The sequence below is a fragment of the Microbacterium sp. NPDC056234 genome (assembly GCF_042267585.1).
Lineage (GTDB): Bacteria > Actinomycetota > Actinomycetes > Actinomycetales > Microbacteriaceae > Microbacterium.
The window spans coordinates 308,435-325,930 of record NZ_JBHJTE010000002.1 but is presented as its reverse complement, the minus strand read 5'-3'; the positions used below and the strand labels follow the sequence as shown (position 1 = coordinate 325,930).

The following is a 17,496-nucleotide window of genomic DNA, read 5'->3' as shown; positions in this document are numbered from 1 at the left end:
GCTCGCGATGCCCTGCGTCCCCGCTGCCGCCCGCGAGATCTACGGAATCAGTGGACAGACCAGCTCAGCACCTGTGCTGTGCAGAGCGGGTCACTTGCCGTCGAGCGAGAGCTCTTCCGGCAGTTCGAACTCGCGGCGCTGGAGCTCCTCGACGTTGACGTCCTTGAACGTCAGCACTCGCACAGCCTTCACGAAGCGGTCGGCACGATAGATGTCCCAGACCCAGACGTCGGTCATCGAGATCTCGAAGTAGAAGTCGTGCTCGGTGTCGCGACGCACGACATTGACCTCGTTCGCGAGGTAGAAGCGGCGCTCGGTCTCGACGACGTACTGGAACTGGGAGACGACGTCCCGATACTCGCGGAACAGCGCGAGCTCGAGTTCGCGGTCGTAATCGTCGAAGGCTTCCTCATCCATGATGTGTCCATCCTACGAGGCCGCGCGCATCGGCGGCGCCGCCCCTCTGCGGGGAACGCGGTCGGAGGTTAGAACAGCGTCGGGGCATCGGCGATGGCCCAGGACGACCGATGCAGTGGCGACAGCCCGCGGTCCCGGATCGCGGCACGATGCTCCGCGCTGGCGTACCCCTTGTTACGGTCCCACTGATACGCCGGGTGCTCGTCGTGCAGCTCTGTCATCAGCGCATCGCGGGCGACCTTGGCGATCACCGAGGCCACCGAGACCGACGCGCAGTCCCGATCAGCCTTGATCACCGGCCGCACCTGAACCCGCGAGGGGTGCACGCGTGACACGTAGTCGTGATTGCCGTCCAGGATCACCAGCGCGCTCTCGGTGTCGACGCCCTGCTCGGCCACTGCCAGCAGCGCACGCGAGGCCGCAAGACCCAGCGCACGCATGATGCCGACTTCGTCGATCTCGGCCGCACTCGCCCACCCCAAGGCGGATGCCGGCACCCATGACGAGGCGCGCAACGCGACCTCAGGACGTCGCCGCTCCGTGATCAGCTTCGAATCCCGCAGTCCGTCCGGGACGCGTCGACGTGCACCCGCAGCATCCATCACCGCCGCGCCGACCGCGACGGGGCCCGCCAGCGCACCACGACCGACCTCGTCGAGCGCGATGATCAGCTCGTGCTCCTTGAGAAGCGAGCGCTCGAGCCGAAGAGTCGGGGCGACGATCGTCATCATTGCGGATCCGGCACTCCGTTGAAGACCTCGTGATGGCCGTCGATGGCACCGATCCGGTCCAACGGCCAGGTGGTCAGGAACGCCTTGCCCACGACGTTGTCCAGTGGGACGAAACCGCCGCTGGGCAGATCCTGATGCGCTCTGGCGTCCTGAGAACGGTCTCGGTTGTCGCCGAGCAGCCACAGCTGCCCCTCGGGCACGGTGACGTCGAAAGGCTCGTCGGACGCGAGGGTGTCTCCCTCCGGGAGGTTCAGGTAGGAGAGCTCATCGATCGGAGCATCGTTCACCGACACCTGTCCGAGCGAATTGCAGCACACCACGTGGTCGCCAGGCAGCCCGATGAGCCGCTTTACCAGGTGATCCTGCGAGTCCGATGCCGAAATGCCGATGAAGGTCAGCACACCGTCGACGAATCCGGCCAGGGGCGGCTGCGCCGGCTCCTGGATCGCCGGCGGAAGCCATCCGCCCGGATCCTTGAAGACGACGACGTCACCGCGCTCATAACCGGTCCAGCGAGGAGTGAGCTCGTCGACCAGGATGCGGTCGTTCACGAGAAGCGTCTGCTCCATCGATCCGGACGGGATGTAGAACGATCGGACGACGAACGTCTTCACCAGGAACGAGACCAGCGCCGCGATCACGACGATGATGAGCACGTCCCGGAGGAAGATCAGGAAGCCACGCCGCCGCTTCGGTTCCGGTGCCGGGGTGGACTCAGTCGTCATCGCATTCCTTCACGAGCTTCACGCCGGACGTCGGTACGGCTTTACAAGCGTTGCATATCCTGACCGAAAGAAAGCACCCCGGGACACGAGTGTCCCGGGGTGCTTTCGAAGAGGCGACGGATCAGTTGTCGCGCTTCTCCTTGATCTTGGCCTTCTTGCCACGCAGGTTGCGCAGGTAGTACAGCTTCGCGCGTCGCACGTCACCGCGGGTGACGACCTCGACGTGGTCGATCACCGGGGAGTGCACGGGGAAGGTGCGCTCGACGCCCACCTGGAAGCTGATCTTGCGGACCGTGAAGGTCTCGCGCACGCCATCGCCCTGGCGGCCGATGACGACGCCCTTGAAGATCTGGACGCGCGAGCGGTTGCCCTCGGTGATGTTCACGTGCACGTTGACCGTGTCACCGGGGCCGAAGTCGGGAATGTCCGAACGGAGCGAAGCCGCATCGACGGCGTCGAGGATCTGCATGATCGTCTACTCTCTGCAACCGCCACAGGTCGGGTGCATGCTGGAAGGAATACGTAAAGTGTGTGCAGAACGGAACGCTAAGCGTCCGCGGGCTCCCCTGAGGCAGAGCCGATCACGGCACAAGGACCTATTCTGCCATGAATGGCCGGTACTGCCAAAACGCGCTCAGCGCTCGGAATCCGGCTTCTCGCGGATCACGAACACCCCGGAGTCCCCCGTCTGCGGGTCGGTCGGTTCGTCGACGCCGCGCTTCTGCCACGACGTGGTGACGACCCGGATGCCTCCGGCCGTCCCGGCTTCTCTCCACAGCTGCCACAGCGACGACCAGATCAGGCCGATGCCCGCGATGATCGCGACGGTGAGCGCCGGCGCGAACCAGGACGGATAGAACCCGACGGCGATCGTCAGAGCATGCCAGAGACCGAACCCCGCCACGTCCCACCACGACACCGCCCGGCTGATGCGCACGGACGGTCGCGCCCGCACGAGCAGTGTCAGGATCAGCTGACCGACGAACACCGAGGGGATGCCGACGAAGAGGAACAGGAACGCCCAGCCTCCGCCGGAGAACACTCCCCAGCCGATCAGCAGCCACAGCGGCAACACGAAAGCGGCCGGAATCAGCCACCGGAAGAACGCCTCTCGCAACCACATACTGCGATGGTACGTGGCGGGCAGGGACCTCGGCGTGGTGTTCGCTGAGAGCGGGTGCAGCCGCGAGGTCGATCGATCCGGGAGAATGGACAGGACGAGAGGAACACCATGATCGAATTGCGCACTCCGGCCGAGATCGACGAGATGCGAGCCGCAGGGCGATTCGTCGCCGAGACCCTCGCCACCCTGCGCGCCGACACGAAGATCGGCACCAATCTGCTGGATATCGACCGCCGCGCGCACGACATGATCCGCACGTCGGGGGCAGAGTCCTGCTACATCGACTACGCGCCGTCGTTCGGCCGCGGTCCGTTCGGCAAGGTCATCTGCGCCTCCGTCAACGACGCCGTCCTGCATGGACTCCCCCACGACTACGTCCTCCGTGACGGCGATCTGGTGACGCTCGACTTCGCCGTCGCGGTCGACGGATGGGTGGCGGACTCCGCCGTGTCCTTCGTGGTCGGCACCGCACGGGATGAGGATCTCCGCCTGATCGACACGACCGAGCGTGCGCTGGACGCCGCGATCGCCGCAGCGACCGTCGGTAACCGCATCGGCGACATCTCGGCATCGATCGCCGAGATCGCATACGGCGAGGGCTACAGCATCAACACGGATTTCGGCGGCCACGGCGTCGGGCGCACCATGCACGGGGACCCGCACGTGGCCAACGACGGCCGGGCCGGTCGCGGCTTCCCGCTGCGTGCGGGTCTCGTCCTCGCGCTCGAGCCGTGGTTCCTCGCCACGACGGACGAACTGGTCACGGATGCCGACGGATGGACGCTGCGCAGCGCCGACGGCTCACGCGGCGCGCACTCCGAGCACACGATCGCCATCACGGAGGACGGACCGATCATCCTCACCGACCGTTCGTTCCTCGGCGTCGACTGACCGACGATTCGCGCTCGCACCGGCTGAGCGCCTTCCCCCTGCGCCGCTCGGCCCGCCGGTCGCAATGACGCAGGTGCAGCGACCACATCCTCACTCGGCGATTCCATCGGTCCGCAGGTCTCCCCTCGTCGGACGTGCTGTGCCATCCTGAGGGCATGATTCCGCGTGATCGTCATGTGCCGCAGCGGGCATATCTCGCCCGCTGCGGTCAGACTGCCTGGAATCTCGAGGGACGCCTGCAGGGTCGACGCGACTCGCCGCTCACCCCCGACGGCATCCGCCAAGCGGCATCCGCCGCCCGACGACTGGCGGGTTGCGGAATCCGCACGGTCTGCACCAGCCCGTTGGGCCGGGCCATGGCGACGGCTCTGATCATCGCGGAGGAGCTCGGCGCCGACGTCATCGAGGTGGCGGATCTCGCCGAGGTCGATCACGGTGAGATGGCCGGGATGACGTGGGCAGAGATCGAGACGGCCTTTCCCGGTGCTCGCGCCGAGCGTGCGGAGAACCGCTATGGCTGGGCCTTTCCCGGCGGGGAGAGTTATGCCCAGGCGCGGCTGCGCGCCCGACGGGCGTTGAGCGAATGCGGCTGGGGATCGGACGGCGCGCCTCTGCTCGTCTCGCACGAGATGATCGGACGCATGCTGCGCGCGGAGCTGCGGGGACTCGACGCGGCCAGGGCACTGTCCTTGCGGCATCCGCACGGCCTGGTGTTCGAGATCGAGGATGGCGTCGAGCGGGTCCTCTGAGCCTCAGCCGAGCAGATCGGGGCGGCGGGTCCGCGTGCGCTCCAACTGCTGATCGCGGCGCCAGCTCGCGATCGCGCCATGGTTCCCGCTCAGCAGCACAGGCGGAACCTCACGATCCCGCCACGAGGCGGGCTTCGTGTAAGACGGGTACTCGAGCAGACCGTCCTCGTGCGATTCCTCCACGAGACTCTCCGGGTTGCCGACGACGCCGGGGATGAGACGCCCGATCGCCTCGATCATCGCCATGACCGCGACCTCTCCCCCGTTGAGCACATAGTCGCCGAGGCTCACCAGACGCACCTCGCCGAGGTCCGCGGCATACTCGAACACCCGCTCGTCGATGCCCTCGTAGCGCCCACATCCGAAGATGAGGTGATCGCGGGTCGCCAGTTCCCGCGCGGTCGCCTGCGTGAACACCTCTCCCGCCGGCGACGGGAAGATGATCGTGGGTCGACTGTCCGGTCGAGAGCCGGCGAGTTCGTCGAGCGCGAGCGCCCACGGCTCCGGCTTCATGACCATCCCCGCGCCGCCGCCGTACGGGGTGTCGTCGACCGTGCGGTGCCGATCGCTCGTCCAATCGCGCAGATCGCGCACGTTCAGATCGATGATTCCGGCATCCTGCGCCTTGCCGAGCAGGGAGAGCGTCAGTCCGTCGAAGTACGACGGGAAGATCGAGACGACGTCGAAGCGCACGGGATCAGGATAGGCGGATCAGGATGCGTCGGCAGCAGGCTGCTCGTCGGGAGCCGCATCCGGAAGCTCCTCGAAGAGCCCGGCCGGAGGGGTGACGATGACTCGGCCCGCTTCGATGTCCACGGTGGGAACGATGGCTTCGACGAAGGGGACCATGATCTCCTCCGAGTCGGACCCGATCGGACGGACGATGAGCAGGTCCTGTGCCGGCATGTGGTCGATGCGCACGACGCGCCCGACGACCTGCTCGTCGCGCACGACGTCGAGTCCGGTGAGCTGGTGGTCGTACCAGGCGTTGTCCTCCGGCTCGACATCATCCTGGTCGATCCACAGGATGGCGCGCACGATGCCGTCGGCCGCGTCGCGATCGTCGATGTCATCGAAGAAGACGACGGGGTTGCCGTTCATCACCCGGTATTCGCGGACGGTGATCGTCTTGCCGTGCCACGGAGATGCCTCAGGCACCTGCAACGTGAACTCTGCCCCGGTGATGAACCGTGCTTCGGGGTTGTCGGTGTACAGCTCGAGCTTGAGTCCGCCCTTGAGCCCGTGCGCCTTGACCAGACGGCCGACGCGCAGTTGATTGCGCCCCTGGCCTTTGTCGCCCGCTGCCACGTCAGTCGTCCGCGACGTCGACGCGGACTCGACGTCCGTCGGCGAGGGCAGAGATCAGCGTACGCAGCGCTTTCGCGGTGCGACCGCCGCGCCCGATCACGCGTCCACGGTCATCGGGGTGCACGCGCACCTCGAGGAGATCGCCTCGCGGCGACGTGGATTCGGTGATGCGGACGTCGTCCGGGTGATCCACGATCCCCTTGACGACGTGTTCGAGCGCGGCGGCCAGCACGACGGATTACTCGGCGTCGGCGGCGGATGCCTCAGCGGCCTCCGCGTCGGCAGCGGCGGGAGCCTCCTCAGCGGGGGCCTCCTTCTTCTCCGCCTTCGGCTTGACGACCGACTTCTTGGACGCGTCGATCTCGAACGCGGCCTTGGGCTCGCGGACCTTGAGCGTGGACTTCGCGTCCTTGTCGCCCTTGAACTTGCCCCAGTCGCCCGTGATCTTCAGCAGGGCGGTGACCTGCTCGGTCGGCTGCGCGCCGACGGAGAGCCAGTACTGTGCACGCTCGGAGTCGACCTCGATGAACGAGGGCTCCTCGGTCGGGTGGTACTTGCCGATCTCCTCGATCACACGACCGTCGCGCTTGGTGCGCGAGTCGGCGACGACGATGCGGTAGTAAGGCGCGCGGATCTTGCCCAGGCGCTTGAGACGAATCTTGACAGCCACGATTCTCCTGAATTGTGTGGAAGGAAGTTTGAACCGATCGCCTGGAGAGTGGGGTGCACACCCGGCGGAAGCTCTGCGGGAGGACGTTCTCGCTGGATAGAGGGTCGAGCGAGTCGTCCGACCTTCTATTCTGCCAGATCAGTCCGCCACGCGCGAAACGTGTCGTGACTCCGCGCGTCGGTTCGCACGGGCGGCCGTGTCAGACTGTGCTCGTGACCGTCGCTTTCGCCGAATCCGCTCGCTCCACCGTGGGCTTGGAGTGGGAGATCATGCTCGCCGATCCGGATACCGGAGACCTGGTGGGGCGCGCTCCGGAGCTGCTCGGAGCGCTCGAGCAGGAGAGCGAGAGCGAGCGTCACACCGTGACCGGGGAACTGCTCACCAACACGATCGAGGTGACCAGTGGCGTGGGGAGCTCGGTCGCGCACGCGGTCGACGACATCGCTTCCGCGATCGCCGCGGTGCGCGCCGCGACAGATCCCGCCGGCATCGAGCTGCTCTCCGCCGGCAGTCACCCGTTCGCGCAGTGGTACGACCAGCGGGTCACCGACAAGACGCGCTACCACACGCTCATCGAGCGCACCCAGTGGTGGGGCCGCAACATGATGATCTGGGGCATCCACGTCCACGTGGGCGTCGAAGACCGCGACAAGGTGTTCCCCATCATCGGCGCTCTCTCCGGATATCTGCCGCACCTGCAGGCTCTGGCCGCATCGAGCCCGTTCTGGGCGGGCGAGCGCACCGGATACGCGTCGAACAGGGCACTGGTGTTCCAGCAGCTTCCCACTGCCGGTCTCCCGTGGCCGCTGCAGGACTGGGGCGAGTACGAGCACTACCTGGACGACATGGTCACGACCGGGGTCATGGCGGACGCGACCGAAGTCCGCTGGGACATCCGCCCGGCACCGCGCTGGGGAACCATCGAGGTGCGCGCCTGCGACGGCTTGTCCACGCTCGCCGAGCTCGCCTCGGTGGCCGCGCTCGTGCAGGTGCTCGTGGAGCATTTCTCCCGCCTGCTGGATGCCGGAGAGCGACTGCCGGTCATGCCGACGTGGTTCCACCGCGAGAACAAGTGGCGATCCGCGCGTTACGGGCTCGACGCGCGGCTGATCACCGACGCGCAGGGCACGCAGGTGCCGGTGCGCGAGCACATCTCCGCGCTCCTCGCCGATCTCGCCCCCGTCGCCGTGGATCTCGGGTGCGCGGCGGAGTTCGCCCGCACCGGATCGATCATCACGGGCGGCGCGAGCTATGAGCGCCAGCTCGCGGTCGCCGAGGCGTCCGGTGGGGATCTTCGCGAGGTCGTTCAGCACCTCATCCGCGAATTCCGCTCCGGCCCTGAGGGCTCGATCGCCTGAAGCGGTCGGCGGCGGGCGTCAGTCCTCGACCCAGTCGAAGGTGCGGGTGACCGCCTTGCGCCAGCGAGCCACACGACGCTCGCGCTCGGCTTCGTCGGCGCTCGGCTCGAATCGCGCATCCTCACGCCACATCCCTCGCAGCTCGTCGAGGTCCTTCCAGACGCCGACGGCGAGACCCGCGGCATAGGCCGCGCCGAGCGCGGTGGTCTCGATGATCGCCGGCCGGATGACCGGCACGCCGAGCACGTCCGCCTGCAGCTGCAGCAGCGTGGCGTTGGCGACCATCCCGCCATCCACGCGCAGCTCCGTCAGCGCCATTCCGGTGTCGGCGGCCACGGCATCCAGCACCTCCCGGGTCTGGAAGGCGACGGCCTCCAGCGCGGCCCTCGCGATGTGCCCCTTGTTCGCGAAGCGGGTCAGCCCCAGGATCGCACCGCGGGCATCCGGCCTCCAGTACGGCGCGAACAGGCCCGAGAACGCCGGAACGATGTACACCCCGCCGTTGTCCTCCACGGTGAGCGCGAGCTCTTCGACCTCGGGGGCGCGCGAGATGATGCCGAGGTTGTCACGGAGCCACTGCACGAGCGACCCGGTGACGGCGATCGATCCCTCCAGCGCATATCTCGGTGCGGCATCCCCGATCCGGTAGGCGACCGTGGTGATCAGTCCGTTGTCGCTGGCGACGATCTCCTCCCCCGTGCCGACGATCAGGAAGTTGCCCGTGCCGTAGGTGTTCTTCGACTCCCCCGCTTCGAAGGCGACCTGGCCGAACGTCGCCGCCTGCTGGTCGCCCAGGATCGCCGCGATCGGCACTCCGTCCAGGGCAGTGCCGACGGTCGTCCCGTAGGTCTCGGAAGACGAACGGATCTCGGGAAGCATCGAACGAGGGATGTCGAACGCGCCGAGCAGTTCGTCATCCCAATCGAGCGTGCGCAGGTCCATCAGCAGCGTGCGGCTCGCGTTCGTGACATCCGTCGCGTGCACCCCGCCGTCCGCGCCGCCCGTCAGATTCCACAGCAGCCACGAGTCCGGCGTGCCGAACAGCAGATCACCGGCCTCAGCACGTTCGCGCGCGCCCTCGACATTGCCGAGGATCCAGTGGAGCTTGGATGCCGAGAAGTACGTCGCCAGCGGCAACCCCGACGTCTCCGCGAAGCGGCGCACGCCACCGTCGGCGGCGAGAGCGTCGATGAGTGGCTGCGTACGGGTGTCCTGCCACACGATGGCGTTGTGCACCGGCTCGCCGGTGCGCCGATCCCACACGATCGCGGTCTCCCGCTGGTTGGTGATCCCGATGCCGGCGACATCGTCGGCCGACACCTTGGCCTGCTCGAGCGCGGTCCGGATCACGGACTGCGTGTTGCGCCAGATCTCCATCGCGTCGTGCTCCACCCAGCCCGCCTCCGGGAGGATCTGCTCGTGCTCGAGCTGTCCGCTCGCGACGATCCCCCCGCGCGCGTCGAAGACGATGGCGCGGGTGCTCGTGGTGCCCTGATCGATGGCGACGATATGCATGACGTTGTGCTCTCCCGCGTCGTGACGGCGATGTCCGTATCGACGACAGCCTAGGAGATGCGCGCGCGTGGCCGGGTGCACCGTGCACGAACGTGCATCACTCGTCCACCAGCCGCTCGGCCAGATGCTCGTCCAGGACCAGGTCGGTCACCAGCCGGGTCGCGATGGCGCCGCGCAGGCTCGGGAGTTTCTGGACACCGGAGACGACGCAGATCCTTCTGGCGACCCGGCCCAGGACGCCGAATCCCGGCCCTGTCGCGCGCGCGTTCAGCTCGATGTTCTGCCAGGTGCCGTCCTGCCGATAGAACACGGTCGCGATGTCACCGACCACGCCGTCCTCTCGAAGGCTGCGATAGTCATCGCGGCTCAGGTACCCCCCGATGTACACGCGGCTCGGCACCTCGGCGAACGGCGAGCCGAGCCCGAACAGGATGACGTCGGCGCGCGCCTGCAGATCGAGAACGCGGCGCATGCTGCGTTCTCGCCACATCGCCTCCTTCGTCCGAGGATCGTCGAAGAACGCCGGAACGGGGAACTGCTGGATGCCGGACCCGAACGCCTGCCCGAAGCGCTGCAGGATCTCGCTGGCGTAGTCGACGCCCGTGGTGAACGTGTTTCCTGCACCGTTGAGCTGCACCACCGTTGTGTTGTGCGTCTCCTTGCGGGGAAGGTGACGACTGATCGCATCCAGCGTCGATCCCCAGCCGATCCCGAGCGTCATGTTCGAGTCGAAGTACAGCGGCAGCAGCCGAGCAGCGCTCATCGCCACCCGTTCGAACCGCTCCACATCGGACAGGTTCTTCGGCGTGGGGACGACATGCGCAGCGATGCCGAACCGGGCGCGGATCGCCTCCTCCAGTCGCAGCTCCTGCCCCTGCGGCTGATGGATCTGGATCTCCACCAGGCCGGTCTCCCTCGCGTGACCGAGCAGGCGCGAGACGGAGGAACGCGAGGTGCCGAGCTCCCGTGCGATGGCATCCATCGTCATGTCCTGCAGGTAGTACATCTGTGCCGCCCGCAGCGCCGACGCCGCCCGCGGGTCGTTGAGTCCCTGCGTCGTCATCGCACCTCCTTGCACGTATGTGCACACCGCTTGCGCAGGTGTGCCGGTGCGCCAAGGATATAGCGAGAAGGCTCTGGGAGGAGACACGATGAGCGTCACACCACGCGAACGCGAAGACGTCACTGCTGCGCGCGAATCCGGCCGAGCGAGCGTCGTCGTCATCGGCGCAGGCATCAACGGCATCGCGACGTTCCGGGACCTGGCGATGCAGGGCGTCGATGTCCTTCTCGTCGAGCGCGCCGACTTCGCGAGCGGCGCCACCGCCGCATCCAGCCACATGATCCACGGCGGAATCCGGTACCTCGAGAACGGGGAGTTCCGGCTCGTCAAGGAGTCCGTGCAGGAACGCAACGGACTGCTCAAGATCGCTCCGCACTACGTCAAGCCGCTCGAGACGACGATCCCGATCTACTCGACGTTTTCGGGCATCCTTTCGGCTCCTCTGCGCTTTCTGTCGCACAGGCAGGGCAAGCCGACCGAGCGCGGCGCCTTCCTCATCAAGGCCGGCCTCACGCTCTACGACACGTTCTCCCGCGACGGCGGTACGGTTCCCCGACACCGCTTCCACGGGCGGAAGAAGTCGCTCGCGGCCCTGCCGAAGCTCGACCCCGAGATCAAGTACACCGCGACGTACTACGACGCGTCCGTGCACGACCCGGAACGGCTCGCGCTGGATGTCCTCCGCGACGGCGAGGACGCGCATGCGGGCGCCAGGGCCCTGAACTACGTGGAGGCTGTCGGTCTCGACACCGCCGGCGTTCTGCTGCGCGACCGCGAGACCGGCGACGAGTTCCGCGTCGCCGCCGATGTCGTCGTCAATGCCTCAGGCCCGTGGACGGACCTGACCAACGAGGCTCTCGGCACGACCACCGCGTTCATGGGCGGCACGAAGGGTTCGCACATCGTCCTCGACCATCCGGAACTGCTGGACGCCACCGGCGGCCGCGAGATCTTCTTCGAGCACTCCGACGGACGCATCGTGCTGATCTACCCGTTGAAGGATCGGGTCCTCGTCGGCACGACCGATCTCGAAGCCGATCCGCGCGAACCCGCACGCTGCACGGAAGAGGAAGTCGACTACTTCTTCGCTCTCATCGCGCATGTGTTCCCGACGATCTCCGTCGATCGATCGCAGATCGTCTACCGCTACTCCGGCATCCGTCCTCTTCCGCACCATGACGACACCGCGCCCGGATTCGTCTCGCGCGACTATCGGATCGAGCGCCGACAGGATGCCGGGATGCCGACGGTCCTCAGCCTGGTGGGCGGGAAGTGGACGACGTTCCGGGCGCTCGGCGAGACGCTCGGCGACCGTGTCCTGGCCGAGCTGGGGCTCGATCGCGTCACCAGTACGGTGGGCGTGCGGATCGGGGGCGGCATCGGCTACCCGAGAACTCCGCGACGCCGCATCGAGTGGCTGCGGCAGAACGTCGGCGACACCGAACGAGGGCGTGTGCTCTTCACCCGATATGGGACGAGGGCTGCCGCCGTCGCCGACTTCCTCGCGCTCGAGCAGGACGAGCCGCTGCTCGGCGACGCCCTGTCGACCCGCGAGCTCGCCTGGATGGTCGAGAACGAGAAGGTCCGCAACGTGGGCGACGTGGTGTTCCGCCGCACGAGTCTCGCATTCACCGGGGACGCCGATGCCGAAGCGATCCGAGTGATCGCCACTGCTCTGGCCCCGCTGCTGGACTGGGACACCGTGCGGACGGATGCCGAGATCGACGAGACGGTCGCCACCCTGCGCGAGGCGCACGGCGTGGATGTCGAAGCGGTCTCCGCGCGCTGAGCGCCGGGCTCAGCCCTTGCCGAACAGCTTCTGGATCTCGGCGAGGTCGGCCTCGCTGGGTGCGGCCTGACCGGCACCGCCCAGTCCGAAGCCGGAACCCGTCGCCGGGCCGACAGGTGCACCCGCGTTCTCGGCTGCGCGCTTGGCCGGGTTCCCCGAACGCGACGGGCCCTTGGACTTGCCCTTCTTGCCGCGCTTCGCCGAAGCGCCGGTGCGGCCCATGCCTGGAACCGGGCCCATACCGGGGATCTGCGGGGTGCCGCCTCGGGCGACCGTCTTCATCATCTTGGCGGCCTGTTCGAACCGCTGGACGAGCTGATTGACGTCGGTGACGGTCATGCCGGATCCACGGGCGATGCGCAACCGGCGCGAGCCGTTGAGGACTTTCGGGTTGCGGCGCTCCCCCGGTGTCATCGAGCGGATGATGGCCTCGGTGCGATCGATCTCGCGCTCGTCGAAGTCATCCAGCTGCTGCTTCATCTGACCCATACCCGGGAGCATCCCGAGCATCTTCTTCATCGAGCCCATCTTCTTCATCTGCTGAAGCTGGTCGAGGAAATCCTCGAGGGTGAAGGCCTCGTTCGCGAGCTTCTCGGCGACCTTCATCGCCTCTTCCTCGTCGAACGCCTGCTGCGCCTGCTCGATGAGGGTGAGGACGTCACCGAGATCGAGGATGCGGCTCGCCATGCGGTCGGGGTGGAACGCCTCGAGGTCGTCGAGCCCTTCACCGGTCGACGCGAAGATGATCGGACGTCCGGTCACGGATGCCACGGACAGCGCGGCGCCGCCTCGCGCGTCGCCGTCGAGCTTCGACAGCACCACTCCGGTGAAGTCGACGCCTTCCTGGAAGGCCTTGGCCGTGTTCACGGCGTCCTGACCGATCATCGCGTCGATGACGAACAGGACCTCGTCCGGGTTGGTCGCCTTGCGGATGTCGGCGGCCTGCTTCATCAGCTCGGTATCCACACCCAGGCGACCGGCGGTGTCGATGATGACGACGTCGTGAAGCTGGCGGCGTGCGTGCTCGACGCCGTCGCGGGCGACCTTGACCGGGTCGCCGATGCCGTTGCCCGGCTCGGGGGCGTATACGGTCGCGCCGGCCTGCTGAGCGACGACCTGAAGCTGGTTCACCGCATTCGGTCGCTGAAGGTCGGCCGCGACCAGGAGCGGGGTGTGCCCGTCCTTCTCGAGCATCTTCGCGAGCTTTCCGGCGAAGGTCGTCTTACCCGAACCCTGCAGACCGGCCAGCATGATGACCGTGGGCGGGGTCTTGGCGAACTCCAGGCGACGCTGCTCGCCCCCGAGGATGCCGACGAGTTCCTCGTTGACGATCTGCACGACCTGCTGCGCAGGGTTCAGCGCCTTATTGACCTCATCGCCGAGCGCGCGCTCGCGGACACGAGCGGTGAATTCCTTGACGACGACGAGTGCGACATCGGCGTCCAGCAGGGCGCGACGGATCTCGCGGACGGTGCCGTCGACGTCAGCGGCGGTGAGCTTTCCCTTCGTGCGCAGGTTGCGGAAGGTCTCGGTGAGCCGATCGGAGAGCGTGCCAAAGGTAGCCATGGTGCTCTCGATTCTACGCGAGCGGAACCTCCATGCTCAGCGCGGCCCGCAGGTGCTCTTTGGCACGCTGGTAGCGGCCTCGAGCAGTGGATGCCGGGATGCCGAGCATCTCAGCCGCATCCGTGAGGCTCATGCGATCCCAGTGCACCAGCCGGACGAGCTCTGCGAGATCGGGCTCGAGGCGGTCGATCGCGTCGCGGACCTCGGCTCCGGCGTCTGCGGCGGGCGACGTCGCATCCTCGCGGAGTTGCCCGCGGATGCGGTCGGCCAGCGTCCAGCGGCGCCGCTCCCCTCTGGCATGGTTCTGCAGCGTGCCGCGCGCGATGCCGAACAGCCACATCCTCGCCCGCTCAGGGTCGTCAGGCAGCTTGCGCACCTGGCGCCATGCGACCACCATCGTCTCGCCGAGCAGGTCAGGCGCATCATCCGGACCGACGCGGCGCGACAGGTAGCCGAGCAGGTCGGGTGCGGATGCTTCGAATGCGGCGATGAGTGCGGCGTCGGTGCTCACTGGACTGCGCACTTGACACCGCCGTCCGTGCTGAACTCCCATACGTTGTCGTCGAAGCCGGCCCTCGTGAGATGAGCGGTGAGCGCGGAGCCCACAGCCCGGCTCACGGCGAAGGCTTCGAGGTCGTCGGCGTCCGGTGCCCGGTCGGAGAATCGGGCATCGGTCAGCCATCCGTCTGCGCCGATCACGATCGTCATTCCCGACTCGCGCTGGTCTGCGAGGATCCGTTGCGCCTCGCTTCGCGCGGCACCGAGATCGAGACGCGCTCGGAGGTCGTCAGAGCGCAGCCATTGCGCCACCTCGTCGCGCACGGCGGCGGCGGCGTCCCGATCGGGGCTCGGGTCGTCGGGTTGTGCCGCGACGGGATCGACGACCAGCCGCACCTCGCACGCCCGTCCGCTCGGCACCTCGAAGGCGAAGGATGTATCGGGGTTCTGCAAGTGCTCCGGCCACGAGATGAGTCCTGCCGCGACGGCGGCTCCGCCGCCACCGAGGACGAGCGCGAGGACCGAGGCGGTCGCCGCGCCGGCCCTGACTCTGCGCCGGGGTCGGTCCGGTCGCTCCTGCGCCCTCGCATCGAGCACCATCGCCCGCACATCGCTCGACGCGATCGTCCGTACGGCCGGTGCCGAAGCATCCAGCAGGTCATCCAGCTTGTCCCTGGTCATGAGCTCCTCCTCGAAGCGGTGTCACTCATGACGTGTCCGGCAACGCGCGTTTCGTCCGCGCCGAGTTCAGATCGCCCAGGGAAGGTCGTGGATCGTGCCGAGCGCGTCCAGCAGCACGGTCTCCACAGAGACCTGCCCGGCGCCCTGTTCGGCCCACACCCGCAGCGAGGACAGCACGGCTGCGGCATGCGCGGCGCCGAGGATGTCCGCCCGGATCACATCGATGCCGGATGCGCGCGCCGCATCCGCGACAGCGGACGACAGTCGAGCGTGACGCAGGCCCGTCTCGCCGATCAGCTCATCGTCCAGACCCATCGCCTTCGCGTTGCGCAGCGCGAGTGCGAGCGGATCGGGTGCGAAGTCCCGCACGATCAGGAGCAGGATGCCGCGCACGGCGTCGCCGTCGGCATCCGGCCCGAGCGACCGGAGCCCGACGATCGCCTGATCGATGCGTTCGTCGATACCCGACCACAGCACGTCGCTCTTCGACGAGAAGTAGTTGAAGAAGCTCGAGCGGCTGACCCCGGCGCGCCGGGTGATGTCGGCGACGGAAGTCGCGTCGTACCCCTGCTCGAGGAAAAGCTCGCAGGCCGCCTCGGAGAGGGTCTCCCGAGACGAGGCGCGGGGGCGCCCTGCACGGCTGTCAGTGGTCACCTCTTCACCGTATCGCGTGCCGACTCGTGCCATCCTGCCCAATCGGGCGTATTGTTGGACCGCATCCAACAACTGATGAAGGACGAGCATGCTCGATATCCAGATCGCCGGACTCGACCCTGAGTTCATCCCCTATCTCGACGGCTGGGACCTGCAGCGGCGCATCCATGCCGATGTCGTCTCAGGATCGCGACCCGACACCCTGATCCTGCTGGAGCACGAAGCGGTCTACACCGCCGGCAAACGCACCGAACCGCAGGAGCGACCGCAGGACGGCACGCCCGTGGTCGACGTCGACCGGGGCGGCAAGATCACCTGGCACGGCCCGGGGCAGCTGGTCGGCTACCCGATCGTGCGTCTTCCGGAGCCGATGGATGTCGTGGCGCACGTGCGTCGGCTCGAGCGTCTGCTCATCGAGATCCTGCGCCCGCTCGGCGTCGACGGCTACCAGGTCGAGGGCCGCAGCGGGGTGTGGGTCAGGAGGCCCCTCAGCGAGGACAAGGTCGCCGCGATCGGAGTCCGAGTGCAGCAGGGCGTCACGATGCACGGCTTCGCCATCAACTGCGACAACACCCTGTCGGGATTCCGCGGCATCATCCCCTGCGGCATCACGGATGCCGGGGTCACGACGGTCAGCGAGGTGGTGGGGCGCGACGTCTCCCCCGGCGACATCGTCGAGCAGGTCGCGGCCGCATTCGACGCCGAGTACGCGGCGGTGCCCGCATGAGCGCCGCCGCACCGGACGGTCGCAAGCTCCTGCGTCTGGAGATCCGCAACGCCGAGACGCCGATCGAGCGCAAGCCGGAGTGGATCAAGACCAAGGCGAAGCTGGGGCCGGAATACCAGGCACTGCACGCGCTCGTGAAGGACGAGGGTCTGCACACGGTGTGCCAGGAGGCCGGTTGCCCCAACATCTTCGAGTGCTGGGAGGACAAGGAGGCGACGTTCCTCATCGGCGGCTCCCAGTGCACCCGGCGCTGCGACTTCTGCCAGATCGACACCGGCAAGCCGGACGCCTACGACACCGATGAGCCGCGTCGCGTCGCGGAGAGCGTGCGCCAGATGGGCCTTCGGTACGCCACGGTCACGAGTGTCGCCCGCGACGACCTGCCGGACACCGGGGCGTGGCTGAACGCCGAGACGGTGCGCAGGATCCACGAGCTGAACCCGAACACGGGCGTCGAGCTGCTCGCGAACGAGCACAATGCCGACCCGGCGTTCCTCGGCCAGATCTTCGACGCCCGCCCTGAGGTGTTCGCGCACAACGTCGAGACGGTGCCGCGGATCTTCAAGCGCATCCGCCCCGCGTTCCAGTACGAGCGCTCACTGAACGTGCTCACCCAGGGCCGGGATGCCGGACTCATCACGAAGTCCAACCTCATCCTCGGGATGGGCGAGGAGCCGGAGGAGGTCATCCAGGCGCTTCAGGACCTGCACGATGCAGGGTGCGACATCATCACGATCACGCAGTACCTGCGGCCGACGCCGCGGCACCTGCCGGTGGCTCGCTGGGTGAAGCCGGCGGAGTTCGTGGAGTTCAAGCAGGAGGCCGAGCGGATCGGGTTCCTCGGCGTGCTCGCCGGTCCACTGGTGCGCTCGTCGTACCGCGCGGGCCGGCTGTGGGCGCAGTCGATGGTGTCGAAGGGGCGCGAGATCCCCTCGCACCTCGCCCACATCGCCGAGAGTGCGGACCTGGGCTTCGCGCAGGCGGTGTGATCGCCGTTCCGAGATCAGGAAACCAGCCCGAGATCAGGAGGA

The 17,496-nt window shown here is 67.5% G+C and carries 21 protein-coding genes; 6 read left to right on the top strand and 15 right to left on the bottom strand.

Annotation, left to right across the window (positions count from 1 at the left end):
- Nucleotides 1-90: 90 nt before the first annotated feature.
- The 5 genes from ACFCYE_RS07420 to ACFCYE_RS07400 all read right to left on the bottom strand — a co-directional run bounded on the left by ACFCYE_RS07420 (nucleotide 91) and on the right by ACFCYE_RS07400 (nucleotide 2,996).
- Nucleotides 91-417 (bottom strand): DUF2469 domain-containing protein, encoded by a 327-nt coding sequence (locus tag ACFCYE_RS07420; protein WP_264157670.1) that lies wholly within the window; start codon nucleotides 415-417, stop codon nucleotides 91-93.
- Nucleotides 418-485: 68 nt separating this feature from the next.
- On the bottom strand, nucleotides 486-1,145 hold the full coding sequence (locus ACFCYE_RS07415; RefSeq protein ID WP_376178146.1) for a ribonuclease HII: 660 nt from the start codon (nucleotides 1,143-1,145) through the stop codon (nucleotides 486-488).
- Nucleotides 1,145-1,873, bottom strand: coding sequence for a signal peptidase I (gene lepB, locus ACFCYE_RS07410; RefSeq protein ID WP_376177622.1), 729 nt, complete (start codon nucleotides 1,871-1,873; stop codon nucleotides 1,145-1,147). The genes ACFCYE_RS07415 and lepB overlap by 1 nt, the downstream gene beginning before the upstream one ends.
- Before the next feature lie 121 nt (nucleotides 1,874-1,994).
- Nucleotides 1,995-2,342: a 50S ribosomal protein L19 gene (rplS, locus tag ACFCYE_RS07405; RefSeq protein WP_376177620.1), complete on the bottom strand. Its 348-nt coding sequence runs from the start codon at nucleotides 2,340-2,342 to the stop codon at nucleotides 1,995-1,997.
- A 165-nt stretch (nucleotides 2,343-2,507) separates the two neighbouring features.
- Nucleotides 2,508-2,996 carry an MFS transporter permease gene (locus tag ACFCYE_RS07400; protein ID WP_376177618.1) on the bottom strand — a complete coding sequence of 163 codons (489 nt, stop codon included), beginning with the start codon at nucleotides 2,994-2,996 and terminating at the stop codon, nucleotides 2,508-2,510.
- Nucleotides 2,997-3,104: 108 nt separating this feature from the next.
- Between ACFCYE_RS07400 and map the strand changes: the two genes are divergently transcribed.
- Both map and ACFCYE_RS07390 read left to right on the top strand, forming a co-directional pair.
- Nucleotides 3,105-3,887, top strand: coding sequence for a type I methionyl aminopeptidase (gene map, locus ACFCYE_RS07395; protein WP_376177617.1), 783 nt, complete (start codon nucleotides 3,105-3,107; stop codon nucleotides 3,885-3,887).
- 155 nt (nucleotides 3,888-4,042) lie between these two features.
- Nucleotides 4,043-4,636 (top strand): histidine phosphatase family protein, encoded by a 594-nt coding sequence (locus ACFCYE_RS07390; RefSeq protein WP_376177616.1) that lies wholly within the window; start codon nucleotides 4,043-4,045, stop codon nucleotides 4,634-4,636.
- Nucleotides 4,637-4,639: 3 nt separating this feature from the next.
- Here the strand turns inward: ACFCYE_RS07390 and trmD are convergent, their stop codons facing one another.
- The 4 genes from trmD to rpsP are packed head-to-tail and all read right to left on the bottom strand — an operon-like array spanning nucleotide 4,640 to nucleotide 6,614.
- Nucleotides 4,640-5,329 carry a tRNA (guanosine(37)-N1)-methyltransferase TrmD gene (trmD, locus tag ACFCYE_RS07385; protein WP_376177615.1) on the bottom strand — a complete coding sequence of 230 codons (690 nt, stop codon included), beginning with the start codon at nucleotides 5,327-5,329 and terminating at the stop codon, nucleotides 4,640-4,642.
- A gap of 18 nt (nucleotides 5,330-5,347) precedes the next feature.
- The gene (rimM, locus tag ACFCYE_RS07380) at nucleotides 5,348-5,944 is read right to left on the bottom strand and encodes a ribosome maturation factor RimM (protein ID WP_376177613.1); all 597 of its coding nucleotides are present in this window, start codon (nucleotides 5,942-5,944) and stop codon (nucleotides 5,348-5,350) included.
- A 1-nt stretch (nucleotide 5,945) separates the two neighbouring features.
- Nucleotides 5,946-6,176: an RNA-binding protein gene (locus tag ACFCYE_RS07375; protein WP_264157661.1), complete on the bottom strand. Its 231-nt coding sequence runs from the start codon at nucleotides 6,174-6,176 to the stop codon at nucleotides 5,946-5,948.
- A 6-nt stretch (nucleotides 6,177-6,182) separates the two neighbouring features.
- Nucleotides 6,183-6,614, bottom strand: coding sequence for a 30S ribosomal protein S16 (rpsP, locus tag ACFCYE_RS07370; RefSeq protein ID WP_376177611.1), 432 nt, complete (start codon nucleotides 6,612-6,614; stop codon nucleotides 6,183-6,185).
- A gap of 212 nt (nucleotides 6,615-6,826) precedes the next feature.
- Between rpsP and ACFCYE_RS07365 the strand changes: the two genes are divergently transcribed.
- On the top strand, nucleotides 6,827-7,972 hold the full coding sequence (locus ACFCYE_RS07365) for a glutamate--cysteine ligase (protein ID WP_376177610.1): 1,146 nt from the start codon (nucleotides 6,827-6,829) through the stop codon (nucleotides 7,970-7,972).
- 18 nt (nucleotides 7,973-7,990) lie between these two features.
- Here ACFCYE_RS07365 and glpK read toward each other — a convergent pair whose 3' ends face one another.
- Nucleotides 7,991-9,487 carry a glycerol kinase GlpK gene (gene glpK / locus ACFCYE_RS07360; RefSeq protein ID WP_376177608.1) on the bottom strand — a complete coding sequence of 499 codons (1,497 nt, stop codon included), beginning with the start codon at nucleotides 9,485-9,487 and terminating at the stop codon, nucleotides 7,991-7,993.
- A 97-nt stretch (nucleotides 9,488-9,584) separates the two neighbouring features.
- A complete protein-coding gene (locus ACFCYE_RS07355) occupies nucleotides 9,585-10,550 on the bottom strand; it encodes a sugar-binding transcriptional regulator (protein ID WP_376177607.1) in 966 nt (321 codons plus the stop codon).
- Nucleotides 10,551-10,638: 88 nt separating this feature from the next.
- Between ACFCYE_RS07355 and ACFCYE_RS07350 the strand changes: the two genes are divergently transcribed.
- Nucleotides 10,639-12,339, top strand: a complete 1,701-nt coding sequence (locus tag ACFCYE_RS07350) for an FAD-dependent oxidoreductase (RefSeq protein WP_376177606.1) — start codon at nucleotides 10,639-10,641, stop codon at nucleotides 12,337-12,339.
- Between the two features lie 9 nt (nucleotides 12,340-12,348).
- On the opposite strand, the gene ffh is transcribed toward ACFCYE_RS07350, so the two are convergent.
- The 4 genes from ffh to ACFCYE_RS07330 form a co-directional block, all read right to left on the bottom strand.
- Nucleotides 12,349-13,905: a signal recognition particle protein gene (gene ffh / locus ACFCYE_RS07345; RefSeq protein ID WP_376177605.1), complete on the bottom strand. Its 1,557-nt coding sequence runs from the start codon at nucleotides 13,903-13,905 to the stop codon at nucleotides 12,349-12,351.
- 13 nt (nucleotides 13,906-13,918) lie between these two features.
- Nucleotides 13,919-14,416, bottom strand: coding sequence for an RNA polymerase sigma factor (locus tag ACFCYE_RS07340; protein ID WP_376177604.1), 498 nt, complete (start codon nucleotides 14,414-14,416; stop codon nucleotides 13,919-13,921).
- A complete protein-coding gene (locus ACFCYE_RS07335; protein WP_376177602.1) occupies nucleotides 14,413-15,084 on the bottom strand; it encodes a hypothetical protein in 672 nt (223 codons plus the stop codon). Before ACFCYE_RS07335 ends, ACFCYE_RS07340 begins: the two co-directional genes overlap by 4 nt.
- 66 nt (nucleotides 15,085-15,150) lie before the next feature.
- Nucleotides 15,151-15,738: a TetR/AcrR family transcriptional regulator gene (locus ACFCYE_RS07330; RefSeq protein ID WP_376177600.1), complete on the bottom strand. Its 588-nt coding sequence runs from the start codon at nucleotides 15,736-15,738 to the stop codon at nucleotides 15,151-15,153.
- Nucleotides 15,739-15,826: 88 nt separating this feature from the next.
- Between ACFCYE_RS07330 and lipB the strand changes: the two genes are divergently transcribed.
- Nucleotides 15,827-16,465 carry a lipoyl(octanoyl) transferase LipB gene (lipB, locus tag ACFCYE_RS07325; protein ID WP_376177598.1) on the top strand — a complete coding sequence of 213 codons (639 nt, stop codon included), beginning with the start codon at nucleotides 15,827-15,829 and terminating at the stop codon, nucleotides 16,463-16,465.
- Nucleotides 16,462-17,454 carry a lipoyl synthase gene (lipA, locus tag ACFCYE_RS07320; RefSeq protein WP_376177596.1) on the top strand — a complete coding sequence of 331 codons (993 nt, stop codon included), beginning with the start codon at nucleotides 16,462-16,464 and terminating at the stop codon, nucleotides 17,452-17,454. Before lipB ends, lipA begins: the two co-directional genes overlap by 4 nt.
- Nucleotides 17,455-17,496: the final 42 nt, after the last annotated feature.